Source organism: Microbacterium sp. NC79 (assembly GCF_019061125.1).
Lineage (GTDB): Bacteria > Actinomycetota > Actinomycetes > Actinomycetales > Microbacteriaceae > Microbacterium.
The window spans coordinates 395,248-407,874 of sequence record NZ_JAHQYI010000001.1 but is presented as its reverse complement, the minus strand read 5'-3'; the positions used below and the strand labels follow the sequence as shown (position 1 = coordinate 407,874).

Here is a 12,627-nt window from a genome sequence, read left to right as displayed (position 1 = left end):
CGGTGAGCACTGCTCACGAGTTCTGGACGCGGGAGGGCATCCCGCGGGAGTTTAACTAGGCCGAACGGTCCACAACAGCGTCGGCAAAGCGAGTGAGTGCCTCGCGTACTGCCCCAGAAGGGAGCACACTCAGCGCAGCAACAGCCTCATCTGACCACTGGCGAGCGAGCGCCGTGGTTTGTTTGGTGACGTTGTGCGTACGCAATTCTTCCAGAGCTGCATCAAGAATTGCTGGGTCTGCACCGGCCGCGATCTCTGCAACGCCAGAATCAATGCGCGCCTTCAGGTCGGCTGACGCCGCATCCGTTGCGGCGGCGAGCAGCAGGTACGGCATCGTGACAACGCCCGCCCGCAGATCGGTTCCCGGAACCTTCCCGGTCTTCTCCGGGTCTGCCGACAGGTCGATCACGTCGTCTTGCAGTTGGAAGGCGACGCCCACCTTTTCGCCGAACTCAACGACGGCCGCTTCTAGCTCTTCTGGCGCGTTCGAGAAAATGATGCCGCACTGCGCTGCCGCAGCGATGAGGGAGCCGGTCTTGTCGGCAAGTACCTGCAGGTAAAACTCGATGTCGTCATCGTCTTCTTCAGGACCGACGGTCTCGTGCATCTGACCGATGACAAGGCGTTCAAACGTGTCAGCCTGCAATTGCATCGCGCGCTCGCCACGCTTGGACATCAGCTGGCTCGCGCGCGAAAACAGCAGGTCTCCGGTGAGAATCGCAACGTTGTTGCCCCACACCTGGTGGGCGCTGGGTACGCCGCGGCGCTTGTCAGATGAGTCCATGACATCGTCGTGATAGAGCGAACCCAGGTGCGTCATCTCGAGAGCTTTGGCGGCATCGATAACGCCATCCGTGGTTCCGTCACCCAACTGAGCAGTCAGCAACACGAGCATCGGACGCAGGCGTTTTCCGCCGGCTTCGAGCAGGTAGCGGCTGGCGGAGTCGGCAAGCCGGTCGGTCATCCGCAGGTCGGAGGCGAGCTCAGCCTCGACGCGGTCGAGCCCATCTTCGATAGCGGCGAGAAGCTTTCGTGAGCGCGGCCCAACGAAAATGCGGTCGCTCAGGCCAAGGCGGTTCGCTACACGGGAACCGGGCGCGGAGGGGCTCGGAGTCACGAGTCCAGACTACCCGTTGCGGGAGGGATCGTTCGCGTCATGTTCGGCGAACGGTTTGGTCGCACGGTGCAGCGCGACGATTCCAAAGGTGAGATCGCGGTGGGCGACGTTGACCCATCCCGCGGTACGAATCCACGCTGACAACTTCTTCTGATCGGGCCACGTCGCGATCGACTCGTTGAGATAGTCGTACGCCTCGGCATTCGACGACACGAACCTGGCCACAACAGGCAGAATCATGTCGTTATAGAAACGGTAAAGCGCGCGGAAGACGGGGTTGCTCGGAGTCGAGAACTCACCGATGACGAGCATGCCGCCCGGCTTCGTAACCCGCAGCATTTCTTTCAACGCCACCCGTGGTTCCGCAACGTTTCGGAGTCCGTAAGAAATAGTGACGGTGTCGAACTCATCATCGGCAAACGGCAACTTCATGGCGTCGGCCTCAACGAACGTGAGGTTGGCGATGTGACCGTGACGGCGCTCGCCCTCGGCAATCATGCCGCGCGAGAAATCACCAGCGACAACCTCGGCACCGCTCTTTGCGAGTACGACGGAGGAGGCACCTGTGCCAGCGGCGAGGTCAAGAATCTTCTGGCCCGGGCGCGGGTCAATGGCCTTGACCGTCGCGATGCGCCAGAGTTTGTCTTGCCCGAGGCTCAACACCGAGTTGGTGCGGTCATAGTTGGCGGCAACCTGGTCGAACATGCCGCTGACGCGGGCGGGGTCCTTGCCGAGGTCGGCGCGATTGGGCTCTGGAGTCACCCGTCGAGTCTATGGGGTGTGCCTCCGGTGTGCCTGAATGCGCGAGATTTTCGCCGCTGGGAGCAGGGCTGCTGAACATCACCGCCCGCATCTTGTGGCGCCGCCGTCGTACCCTACGCTGAGTCCATGCAACGGCAAGGGGGCACCATGCGGAAGATTCTTGCGGCGCTGGTGATCGTCAGCGCCATGGCTCTCGGCGGGTGCGCGCAACAGACGCCACCATCCGGAACCACAATCACCGAGATGACGCATTCTCAGTCCAAAGCGGTGCCGAACTTCGACTCGTCTGAGCAGGTGGAAAAGGATCCGGCGCGGTTGGCCGAGTTCCAGGCACTGCTGGAGGGCCATGCCGGCGAGAGCACCGACGACCGGAGCGACGGCTGCACGGGTGGCACGACGACGGATCTGTCGTGGGTGTGGTCAGACAGAACCACAGACACGCTGTCGACGTACCGGTGCGGCCAAGACGCCCCCGACTTTGTCGTGGAGCTCACCGAGCTCATCGCGTCGTGGCGGTAGCGCCCAACGTTTAGCGGGCGTGGCGCCGCCCCCCGCGCTAAGCGTGCGTGGCGAGACAGGGCCACACCTGCCCAGCTCCGGTGGCTGCCAAACGGTAGGCTAGATGGGTGACTTCTGTGGTTCCGCCTCCCCTCGTGCGCGTCGTTTCTCGGCCAACGGAACGGGTTGATGAGCTTCTCACGTTTACCTCCCCCGACACCCCCCTCGCGTGGTGGCGGCGCGGCGATGGTTTTGTCGGATTCGGCGTTGCCGCAACGCTGACCGCTTCGGGCGCCACTCGCACGCGCGATCTCGCCCAGCAGTGGCGCGACTATGTTTCTGGCGCCACCATTGACGACGCTGTTGGTGTCGCGGGCTCGGGCCTTGTGGCCTTCGGGGCGATCGCGTTTGACGATGAGTCCGCGGCGACGAGCACGCTGATTGTGCCGCGTGTGATCGTCGGCCAGCGTGGCGACGCGGCGTGGGTGACCACGATTACGCCTGACGGCGCTGAGTCGTTCGCGCCCGTTGAGACCGCGTTTGGCAACTACTGGCCGGCCACACTCGGGCCGGGCATGTTGACGCCCGACGGCTACCAGCAGGCCGTTCGCGAGGGACTGGCGGCGATCGCCGCCGGAACCGTTGGCAAGGTGGTGCTGGCGCGCGACATCGTCGGAACCATTCCTGCCGACGCAGATTTACGTCGCCTCTCGCGGGCGCTGCAGGCGGGGTATCCGGACTGCTGGAACTTCGCTGTCGATGGCCTAATCGGCGCGTCGCCCGAGACGCTCGTCACCGTGTCCAACGGCACGCTCACCGCGCGCGTGCTCGCGGGTACAGCTTCACGCGGCGCTGATGCGGATGCCGATACCGCCGCTGCGACGGCGCTGGCGACATCGCAAAAGGACCAGGACGAACACCGTTACGCCGTCGCAAGCGTGACGGCCGCGCTCGCCACGCACACCACCGCGTTGGCCGCGAGCGAGCATCCGTTCATGTTGAAGCTTCCGAACGTGTGGCATCTGGCGACCGACATCGAAGCAACGCTCGGTGAGCGCGAGTCGAGCCTCGACCTCGTCGCTGCTCTACACCCGACCGCCGCGGTGGCTGGCACGCCAACGGCGGTTGCGCTCGACGTCATTCGTGAGATCGAACCGTTCGATCGCCGCCGCTACGCTGGCCCGGTCGGGTGGATCGACGCGACAGGCGACGGCGAGTGGGCCATCGCCCTGCGCTGCGCCCAGTTCGAGACCACCGCCGACCACATCAGCGTCACCGCCCACGCTGGCGCCGGCATCGTCGCGGGTAGCGACCCCGAGAAGGAAATGCTCGAGACCCGAGTAAAGTTCCGCCCCATCATCGACGCCATCGCCTAGGTCAAGGCTCGCCCCACGAGCGCCCACCCGATTCCGTACCCATAATTCTGCCCCCATGGTTCCGGCCACTGGTTCCGTCCGAGCGAGCCTTGCTCTGCACGAACCAGTCCTGTTCTGCACGATGAAAATCGCAAAACGCCTCGACACGCCCCTATTTCGCTACCATCGGCACAGGCGGTCGTGCACAAAAGGACTTTTGCGGGTGTGCGGTCCGGGAGTTTCGAAACCAGAGGCGCAGAACCAGGGTTGCGGACAGAGAGGTGCGGAACCACGGGTGCGGACAGAGAGGTTCGGAACCAGGGGTGCGGAACCACAGGGCTGGGACGAAAGTGGCTCGCCACATACCGCGGGGACACTGGTCAGCGCTGGCGGATCGTGCGACGATTACCGACGTGACCGCCGACCTCGAGACCCTCGTGTTGTTGCGCCGTGCACGCGACCGCATCGATCGGGACTTCGCGCAGCCGCTCGACGTGGAACAAATCGCGCGTGGCGCCCTCATGTCCGCGGGGCATTTCAGTCGCCAGTTCAAGCTGGCCTTCGGCGAGAGTCCCTACTCGTACCTGATGACGCGCCGCATTGAGCGAGCGATGAGCCTATTGCGCACGACCGAAATGTCGGTCACCGAGATCTGCTTTGCGGTCGGTTCGTCTTCGCTCGGCACCTTCAGCACCCGCTTCACCGAACTCGTCGGCGTCTCACCGAGCGCCTACCGCGAGCGCGGGGCGAGTGTGATTCCTGGCATGCTCCCGTGCATCGCAAAACATGTCAGCAGACCGATCAGGAATCAAGAAGCGGCACCGCTCACCCGGTCGTAGCGTGGCCTCATGAGCATCACCATTCACACCAGTTTCCTCCCCCACACCGACGCCGAAGCCTCGCTCGCGTTTTACCGTGACGTGCTCGGTTTCGAGGTTCGCCTCGATGTCGGCTACGCCGATATGCGTTGGATTACCGTCGGCGCACCCGGACAAGATTCCGCCATCGTTTTGCACCCGGCGACCGTGTCTGGCACCGGCCTCACCGAAGAGGAGGCCGCCATGATCGAGCAACTGATCGCCAAGGGAAGCTACTTCTCCATCAACCTCGCGAGCGACGACCTCGATGCTGACTTCGAGCGCATCGCCGGGCTGGGTGCCGAGGTCGTACAAGAACCCATCGATCAGGATTACGGCGTTCGTGACGCCGCGTTCCGCGACCCCGCAGGCAACCTCATCCGCATGCAGCAGAAAGGTTAATCATGGCTGAAAAATCAAGCGACGTCCTGAGCGACTTCGAGAAGAAAGCGCTGAAAGAACGTGCGGCAGAACTCAAGCGCCAGGCGCGCAACGCGGGTAAACGCGAGGCGGGCTTGAAAGATCTCCTCGACAAAGTCGCAGAGATGCCGCAGCCCGACCGCGCACTCGCCGAGAAGATCCACGCGATCGTCTCCGAGCACGCCCCCGAGCTTGACCCGAAGACCTGGTATTCCTTCCCCGCGTACGCACGCGACGGCAAGGTCATGATCTTCTTTCAGCCCGCAGCGAAGTTCGAGGCCCGCTACGCGACGCTCGGATTCCAAGACAACACGAACCTCGATGACGGCACCTTCTGGGCCACCAGCTACGCCGTCACCGACATCACCCCCGCGGTCGAAAAGCAGATCATCGCGCTCGTGAAGAAGGCGATCAGTTGAGGTGATCCGCTGACAGCGGCACCGGAACCTGTGCTGGCGGCCGCTGCATGGTTCCGGATTCCGTCTCCAACGGTGGAAACACATTCTGGTCGGCGAGAAACACGCGGCCACGCTGTGTCTCGCCGACCAGATTGATTCTCGCGGAGGGCGCGGGGCCAGCGGGCTCCGCCCGGCCCGGCCCGGCCAGCGGGAGCGGCGGGGGCGGCGCGGGCGGCGGAAGCGGCGGGAGCGGCGTCGCCCCGGGCTACGGAGCGACGAGGAGGTCGCGCAGGCCCTGGCGTTCGTCGGCGGTGATGCCGAGGTCGGCCATCGTCGCCGCAATACCGCGGGCGTTGCGTTCCACGATCGGCGCCGCCTGCAATAGGAAAGCGTCGGTCTGAGCTGTCGTCCAGGTGGACTGCCTGTCATGCGCCACACCGCCATGGTGTGCGGTTCCGGCCATGGCACGCACGCTCATCGCATAGTCGGCTGACACCGCCTCAGGTGGCACGCCAGCGTTAGCGAGCAACAGCGTGGCGATCAGACCGGTACGGTCACGGCCTGCAGCGCAGTGCACAAGAACGCCTGGCCCCGCGTCCAACACCGCCCGTAGCGCCGACGCGACGAGGCCGGGGAGGATGCGCACATTGTGTTCCCAATACGCAGGAGAATCGAGCACCGGCATGCAGTACGCGACAAAGTCTGGGTTGTCGTGGTCTTCTGTGGGATGGTTTCGTACCGTCACACCAGCCCACGCGGCACCATCGACCTCAGGATCGGTATCGCGGCGACCGACCTCGTCCGCATTGCGAATGTCGACGACGTTCGACAGCCCCCAGGCGCGCGCTTTGTTCCAGCCCTCCGCCGTCAGCAACTCGCGGCGCGGCCCCCGCACAATTCGTCCGAATTGGGTGAGCCCTGTCGGTGAATGCAGCGTTGGGAGACCTCCCAAATCGCGGGCGTTCGGATAGGTATCCCAGGCAACATCGCGCATACGGCCACCCTGCCCGAGCGGGGTGAGAAATGGCTGTGCGCTACGCGACCGAGACGAGTTCGGTCAGACCGTGCACATCGGCGAGGTATCCGCGGGCATGCGCCAGCTGTGCGTCGCGCTCCTGCGCGTCCCAGCCAAGCGCCTCGGCGACAACGTCAGCAACCTCGACCAGCACGTTATCAACAGCACGCCCGGCCATGGCGATCGACGTGCGGCGCTGAATAACATCAACCAGTCGCACCACCTGGTAGGTGCGAGAAAGCCACGCAATCTCTTCGCGCGAGTACTTGTCGGTGCTCTCCAGCATGGTTTCTGGTTCCGTCACCGTCGCAATAAAAGCGGCAGCCGTGGTTCCGTAGCGGCGCAGCAAGCGGTCTGCGCGCGCCTCACCAACAACCGCGCTGTGGCGCACGGCCCACGCCGCCTTCCCCGCGTCATCACGCGGGAAGTCGCGCGCCCCACCGATCGGCATGCGCGCAGTCGTCACGGTGCGCTCCTGCCCATGCAGAGCCAGTGCATCGCGTGAGACGTGCTCGGCCAGCGCGCGGAACGTCGTCCACTTTCCGCCCACGACGCTGAGCAGCGGCACGGAACCAAGGGCTGATTCGACGATGCGGTAGTCGCGAGAGACGAAGCCGGGTTCCAGATCCCCGTGGCGGGGTAGCGGACGAATACCGCTAAATCGGTACACGATTTGTGAGCGGTCAACGGCGATCGTCGGAAACACCTTCGCGACAAGACCGAAGAAATAGTCGACCTCGGCTTCGGTGCAGCGCGTCACCTCACGCGGGTCGGCGTTGAGGTCGGTCGTGCCGACCATCACGCGATCGCGGAACGGGTAGATCAGCACGATGCGGCCGTCGCTATTTTCGAAGAAGATCTCGCTCTTGCCTGTGGCTTCGAGCAGCTCGGCATTGTCGAGGATGATGTGCGAGCCCTTGGTGCCACCCATGTAGGTGGTGGCGGTGCCGAGGGCTTCGTTCGTGAGGTCGGTCCATGAGCCCGAAACGTTGATCACGGTCTTCGCAGTGATGGCAAACTCATCGCCGGTGATTTCGTCTCGCACCGTCACGGCATCGTCGGCGAATCCGACAGCGGCGAGGTAATTGCTGGCGCGGCCGCCGTGCTCGATGCCGTCTTGCAGCGTGTCGATGACGAGACGCTCAGGGTCGTGCACGGAGGCGTCATAGTACGTCGCCGTGTACTTGATGTTGTTCGGAAAATCGGGGCGCGCAGCCAGCGACTTCTTCCGGCCGTGAAACTTATGCCGCGGCACCGACCCGCCATCACGCGAGAAGAAGTCGTAAATGATGAGACCAACCTTGATGAGAAACGCACCGCGTTCCTTCGGTCTGCCTGCTTTGTGGGTGAGTAGGCGAAACGGTGCAGAAAGCAGCCCGGAGAAGGTGGAGAAAATCGGGATGACCGTCGGCAGCGGTTTGACGACGTGTGCTGCGATCTTGAGCAGACCGTTGCGCTCGACGACGGACTCTTTGACAAGTCGAAACTCGCCGTTTTCGAGGTATCGCACACCGCCGTGAATCATGTGGCTCGACGCACTCGATGCACCCGACGCGTAGTCGGCGCGCTCAACCAGAGCGACGTCGGCACCCTGCAACGCCAAATCTCGGAAGATTCCGACCCCGTTCACACCCCCACCGATCACAAGAAAGTCAGCAGTCGGGCGGGCGCGCAGCGCCTCGACGCTCGCGCGTGAAGTGGTGGCCATGAGCTAAGCCTAAGGGTCGGGGGGTCAGGTAGCGGCGAGTCTTTGCTTTTCTTCAGCAACATCAAATTGTGCGAGCGGCCACTGCGGGTTGATACCTTCCATAACCTGCAAAAGGAGCTCCTGAACAGCCAATCGTGCGAACCACTTGCGATCAGCCGGAACCACGTACCAGGGCGCTACGTCGGTGGCGGTGCGCTCGAAAACGGTTTGGTAAGCGTCTTGATACGCGGGCCACAGCTGACGTTCATCAACATCTCCCGGGTTGTACTTCCAATGTTTGTCTGGACGATCGAGACGCTCCATCAGCCGTTCACGCTGCTCCTCGTACGAGATGTGCAGCATCACCTTGAGAATGCGGGTTCCGGTATCGGCGACCCGCTTTTCAAAGTCGTTGATGGCGGTGTAGCGGCGCTCAATTTCAGCTGGGCTGGCGAGCTCGCGCACTTTGCCGACCAGCACGTCTTCGTAGTGCGACCGATCAAAGACACCGATCATGCCTGCGCCTGGCAACCGCCGTTCAATGCGCCACAGAAAGTCGTGCTCCAGCTCGAGGGGCGTCGGCTTCTTGAACGACGTGATCAGCACGCCCTGAGGGTCAACGCCGCCAACGACGTGGCGCACGATGCCGCCCTTGCCCGCGGAGTCCATCGCCTGCAGAACCAGCAGGATTGCGTCGCGAGAATCACCGCCACGGCTCGCCGCGAACAGCCGCTCCTGATATTCGCTGAGTTCGGCGAGACCGGATTTGAGCGCGACTTCGCCCAGTTCTTTGTCACCATCGAACCCCGGTGTCGAGCGCGGATCCACATCGGCGAGCGTGAAGCCATTACCGACGCGAAGCGTCGTCGTTGGATCGGTGGTCCAGGCGGGTTGGGGCGTTCTCGTCATGGCGCCCATTCTGACACCGCCCGGACTCTGAGGCTAGGTGCCGACGCCTCGCAGTGCGAGACCGGTTAGTCGCGCGGCAGGGAGACTTCGATGATCTGCCGGTTCGAGGTGTGCGTTGTGAGCGCCTGATCGAGCTCTGAGCGCGTCGACACCCTGCGGTATCCCCACCCGTACGCGGTGGCGATGCGTTCCAGGTCAACGTTCTGGGGCGTGTACTGGACGCGCGTCATGTCTTCTGCGCTCGCAACCGATGCCACCTCAAGGCCATCAAAAATGGTTCCGCCGCCGTCGTTGCCGACGATCAGCTGGATGCGTGGTTCCGGCTCATCCGCTGGCAGCAGGAGCGCACCCACATCATGCAGGAAGGTCAGGTCGCCAAGCAGCACGCGCGTCATGCCGTGCGATCCATCGCCCTGGCTCGCAATCGCAATGCCGAGAGCGGTCGCGATCGTGCCGTCAATGCCCGCGAGCCCGCGGTTGGCATGCACAGGAACCTTTTTTCCACCGAGCACCGCATCGGCCACCCGCACCAGTCGCGATGAGCCGAAGACGAGCCGGTCGTGCGGCCACGTGGCACGCCACACGGCATCGGCAAGAAGCTCCCGGGTGAGGGGCGCGCGCACGGCGGCGAGCTCGGCGTCGAGGGCAGCGCGGCGGGCTTTGCCGCTGAGGGAGGCGAGGCCGTCAAGATCGGGAGCCGCCGCAGACAGGTCTACGATCTGCTCCCGCGATGCGGTCATAAATGCGCCGAGCCACTCACGATCGGCGGAACCGCGGGCAACCGTCACGGCGTCGGCATGCCGGGTTGTGCCGTTGAGGTTAAGCGGCACGCCCCCTGTTCGAACGGCGATCACGTCGATCGCGGGGTTGCTCAGCAGTCGAGTGACTTCACGCGACAGCGTCGGATGCCCGAACACAATGGCACGCTCGATACGCCCGCCGAGGTCGGGATCACGCAACAGCGCCCGGTACCCATGAACCAGGAGGCGGCCATAGCGGGCACCGCTCACGATCTCGGCGATGAGCGGCCACGAGCCGGCGTGCGAGATCTCCTCGGCATCGGCTCCGGCATCGGCTCCGGCGATGACGACGGTGCGCGGGCCGCGCTCAAGCGCAACCACGTGACGCGTGGTGCGCTCGAGCGCCTCGGGATGTTCGACGTGTTCGAGTGCCTTCGTCCACGCGGGCGGTTCGCCAGACAGCGGGTCGCGGAAGGGCAGATTGACGTGCACCGGTCCGGGCGTGGGCACAAGCGACGGCACAGCGGTCGCAGTGGCGCCGAGAGCGGCGGCCGAACCGATGACGTCAGAGCCAGTGACGGAGGCGGAACCAGTGACGTCGGAGCGAGTGATGGAGGCGGAAGCTGGAACGGCTGGGCCAGGGACGGAGACGGAAACGTCGGTTCCAGCGTCGGTGGCGGCGCGGTGCTCCGCATCCGTGGTTCCGGAGCCTTCGGTTGCGGACCCCGTGGTTCCGGTCGCAGCCGCGAAGGCAGATCGCGCGAGCGCGCGGAAGGCGGCGGAACCGGATCCGTCGTTGTCGAGCTCGGTGGGGGTGGGCGCGTCCCATTCGGCGCGCACAAAGCTCGTGAATGCGCCGGGTTGCACGGTGGCTTGGTTGGCGCCGATGCCGCGGAGTTCTTCTGGGCGGTCGGCGGTCAGCAGTAGGAGCGGAACGGCGCTGTGGTGGGCTTCCCATACGGCGGGTGCCAGGTTGGCGACTCCGGTTCCGCTGGTGACGACAACGGCGGCGGGGACTCCCGTTTCACGGCCGAGGCCGAGGGCGGTGAAGCCAGCGACGCGTTCGTCAATACGCACGTGCAGGCGCACGCGACCGGCACGGGCTTCAGCGGCGGCCGCGAGCGCGAGTGCTTGAGAGCGGGAGCCGGGGCATACGACGATGTCACGGAGGCCCTGACGGATCAGTTCATCGAGGAGGGCGTGGGCGGCATCGGTCGCAGCCGACGCCAGACGACGCGAGTCGGACACCTTAGTTCGTAGCGCCGGTTGCGCCGCCGCGCGGAGCTGAGTCGTCGCCGTCAGCCGGGCGCTCGGGCTCCGGCTTGGGAGCTGGTTTGTTCGAGTCGGCAGCGGTTTCTTCCGCGTCGAGGCGAGCGAGCTCTTCTTCGATGCGTCGGATGCGCTCGTTCTGGTCGTACGTCGAACCGATGGACGACAAGAATTCAGGGTTGTCATCGGGCGCGATCGGTGCACGGCGTGCGCCGATCGTCGTGCGGCCTACGGCAAACCACAGCGCTCCGCCAATGACGGGAAGCAGGACGACAATGGCGATCCAGGCTTTCTTGCCAACGCCGCGGTGACGGGTCTCTGGCTGAACGGCGCAGTCGACGATGCTGATCACCCAGAAGATGACCGCGATCACGATACCGATAATGAGAAACCTCATGGCTTCATCCTAGGCTCTCAGGCTGGTAGGTCGCTCCGGCTCTTCACAGCGTCCAAACAACCACGAACGTAGACTGGTGGGGTGAAGCTGCTCGTGTACTCCCTGCTCCGTCTCGCTGCCTTCGTGGTTCCGTTCGTCATCATGTGGCAGTTTGCGGTATTCCGGGAGATGCCCTGGCTCGCCGCCATCTTCGCGGCGCTCATCGGACTCGCGCTGTCGATCATCTTCCTGCGCAAGCCCCTCAGCGAGGCGACCGCTCAACTGGCTGCCCGCCGTAAGCCGCAGCGCACGGTGAGTGACGAAGACGTCGAAGACGGCGTCGTTGATCAGTCTGTCGCTTCGCGCGACGACGCTCAGCCCCAGCCGTAGCGGCAACGGCAACCCCTGCCTTAGCCCTCAGCGGCACCGCCAGCCGGTCAGTAACGGGCGAGGGCGGTATCGACCGCGATCATCGACGGGCTGACCGTGGGATTACCGTCGTCAATGTCCCACAGCAGGTTTTGCAGCAGGCGCGCCATCGTCCACGCCGCAGCCCGGTGCCGATCGAGGATGAGCATCTCTGTCAGGATGTCGAACCGGCGCCGCACGACGTGTGCGATGAATCGTTGCGCACCTCGTTCACCCTGCTGACCCATCGGTCGAGGCGAACCCGGTCATCAGGGCTCAGCACCCGCCGCGCCGGTTCGACGTGCGACATCATCTCGGCGACGACGGTGTCGAGGCGAGGAAGTTCGTCGGGAGCAGCGACGGCATGCAGGCGGGCGAGAAGCCCACCGACAACGTGAATCGCTTCGTCATCGGGGACCGAGTGCAGCGAGCGATCAGCAGTGAGCCGTTCCAAGAGCAGCACGCCGCGCTCGCTACTGCTGTATAGGAGGCGCACGGCGCCCTGACCGTCCCACCGCGTGAGGGCGAGGATGGCAGCCGCTGTCTCGGTGCTTGGCGGTTGAAACTTCAGTGCAGCTGCCGCACCATCGGCACGACGAACCGGAACCACAATTCCCGCTTCTCCGGAGTGCGTATGCCCGTCGGCACGCAGGTCCCATTCCGCGAAAATGTCGCGCGCGAGCGTCGGCAACCCGCCCACCCATGACCGGGTCGTCTCATCGCGCGTCTCAAACCGGTTCCGCACCGCTGGCGGAATGGTGAAGGGTTGTTCGCGGCGCATGGTCGTTGTCAGAGCGCCAATCGATCAGCGGTGCG

The 12,627-nt window shown here is 64.4% G+C and carries 15 protein-coding genes; 6 read left to right on the top strand and 9 right to left on the bottom strand.

Annotated features, from left to right (window positions below):
• Positions 1 to 55: 55 nt before the first annotated feature.
• Entirely contained in the window at positions 56 to 1,117 is a 1,062-nt protein-coding gene (locus KTJ77_RS01825) for a polyprenyl synthetase family protein (protein ID WP_217336812.1), read from the bottom strand.
• 9 nt (positions 1,118 to 1,126) lie between these two features.
• On the bottom strand, positions 1,127 to 1,879 hold the full coding sequence (locus KTJ77_RS01820; RefSeq protein ID WP_217336811.1) for a demethylmenaquinone methyltransferase: 753 nt from the start codon (positions 1,877 to 1,879) through the stop codon (positions 1,127 to 1,129).
• A gap of 126 nt (positions 1,880 to 2,005) precedes the next feature.
• Between KTJ77_RS01820 and KTJ77_RS01815 the strand changes: the two genes are divergently transcribed.
• The 5 genes from KTJ77_RS01815 to KTJ77_RS01795 all read left to right on the top strand — a co-directional run bounded on the left by KTJ77_RS01815 (position 2,006) and on the right by KTJ77_RS01795 (position 5,428).
• Positions 2,006 to 2,398, top strand: coding sequence for a hypothetical protein (locus KTJ77_RS01815; protein ID WP_217336810.1), 393 nt, complete (start codon positions 2,006 to 2,008; stop codon positions 2,396 to 2,398).
• A gap of 107 nt (positions 2,399 to 2,505) precedes the next feature.
• Complete coding sequence (locus KTJ77_RS01810; protein WP_217336809.1) at positions 2,506 to 3,753, top strand: isochorismate synthase; 1,248 nt, start codon at positions 2,506 to 2,508, stop codon at positions 3,751 to 3,753.
• Positions 3,754 to 4,145: 392 nt separating this feature from the next.
• Entirely contained in the window at positions 4,146 to 4,571 is a 426-nt protein-coding gene (locus KTJ77_RS01805) for a helix-turn-helix transcriptional regulator (protein ID WP_367948798.1), read from the top strand.
• 9 nt (positions 4,572 to 4,580) lie between these two features.
• Positions 4,581 to 4,991, top strand: coding sequence for a VOC family protein (locus KTJ77_RS01800; protein ID WP_217336808.1), 411 nt, complete (start codon positions 4,581 to 4,583; stop codon positions 4,989 to 4,991).
• Positions 4,992 to 4,993: 2 nt separating this feature from the next.
• Positions 4,994 to 5,428, top strand: a complete 435-nt coding sequence (locus KTJ77_RS01795; RefSeq protein WP_217336807.1) for an iron chaperone — start codon at positions 4,994 to 4,996, stop codon at positions 5,426 to 5,428.
• Between the two features lie 244 nt (positions 5,429 to 5,672).
• Here KTJ77_RS01795 and KTJ77_RS01790 read toward each other — a convergent pair whose 3' ends face one another.
• The 5 genes from KTJ77_RS01790 to KTJ77_RS01770 all read right to left on the bottom strand — a co-directional run bounded on the left by KTJ77_RS01790 (position 5,673) and on the right by KTJ77_RS01770 (position 11,424).
• On the bottom strand, positions 5,673 to 6,401 hold the full coding sequence (locus tag KTJ77_RS01790) for a tyrosine-protein phosphatase (protein ID WP_217336806.1): 729 nt from the start codon (positions 6,399 to 6,401) through the stop codon (positions 5,673 to 5,675).
• A gap of 40 nt (positions 6,402 to 6,441) precedes the next feature.
• Positions 6,442 to 8,130 carry a glycerol-3-phosphate dehydrogenase/oxidase gene (locus tag KTJ77_RS01785; protein ID WP_217336805.1) on the bottom strand — a complete coding sequence of 563 codons (1,689 nt, stop codon included), beginning with the start codon at positions 8,128 to 8,130 and terminating at the stop codon, positions 6,442 to 6,444.
• A gap of 24 nt (positions 8,131 to 8,154) precedes the next feature.
• Positions 8,155 to 9,018, bottom strand: a complete 864-nt coding sequence (locus KTJ77_RS01780; RefSeq protein ID WP_217336804.1) for a polyphosphate kinase 2 family protein — start codon at positions 9,016 to 9,018, stop codon at positions 8,155 to 8,157.
• A 65-nt stretch (positions 9,019 to 9,083) separates the two neighbouring features.
• On the bottom strand, positions 9,084 to 11,006 hold the full coding sequence (locus tag KTJ77_RS01775; protein ID WP_367948797.1) for a thiamine pyrophosphate-binding protein: 1,923 nt from the start codon (positions 11,004 to 11,006) through the stop codon (positions 9,084 to 9,086).
• Between the two features lies 1 nt (position 11,007).
• A complete protein-coding gene (locus KTJ77_RS01770; RefSeq protein WP_217336803.1) occupies positions 11,008 to 11,424 on the bottom strand; it encodes a PLD nuclease N-terminal domain-containing protein in 417 nt (138 codons plus the stop codon).
• Between the two features lie 81 nt (positions 11,425 to 11,505).
• Between KTJ77_RS01770 and KTJ77_RS01765 the strand changes: the two genes are divergently transcribed.
• Positions 11,506 to 11,793 carry a DUF4229 domain-containing protein gene (locus KTJ77_RS01765; protein ID WP_217336802.1) on the top strand — a complete coding sequence of 96 codons (288 nt, stop codon included), beginning with the start codon at positions 11,506 to 11,508 and terminating at the stop codon, positions 11,791 to 11,793.
• A 47-nt stretch (positions 11,794 to 11,840) separates the two neighbouring features.
• Here KTJ77_RS01765 and KTJ77_RS01760 read toward each other — a convergent pair whose 3' ends face one another.
• Both KTJ77_RS01760 and KTJ77_RS01755 read right to left on the bottom strand, forming a co-directional pair.
• A complete protein-coding gene (locus tag KTJ77_RS01760; RefSeq protein WP_217336801.1) occupies positions 11,841 to 11,981 on the bottom strand; it encodes a hypothetical protein in 141 nt (46 codons plus the stop codon).
• Positions 11,982 to 11,986: 5 nt separating this feature from the next.
• On the bottom strand, positions 11,987 to 12,592 hold the full coding sequence (locus KTJ77_RS01755) for an aminoglycoside phosphotransferase family protein (protein ID WP_217336800.1): 606 nt from the start codon (positions 12,590 to 12,592) through the stop codon (positions 11,987 to 11,989).
• Between the last annotated feature and the right edge of the window lie 35 nt (positions 12,593 to 12,627).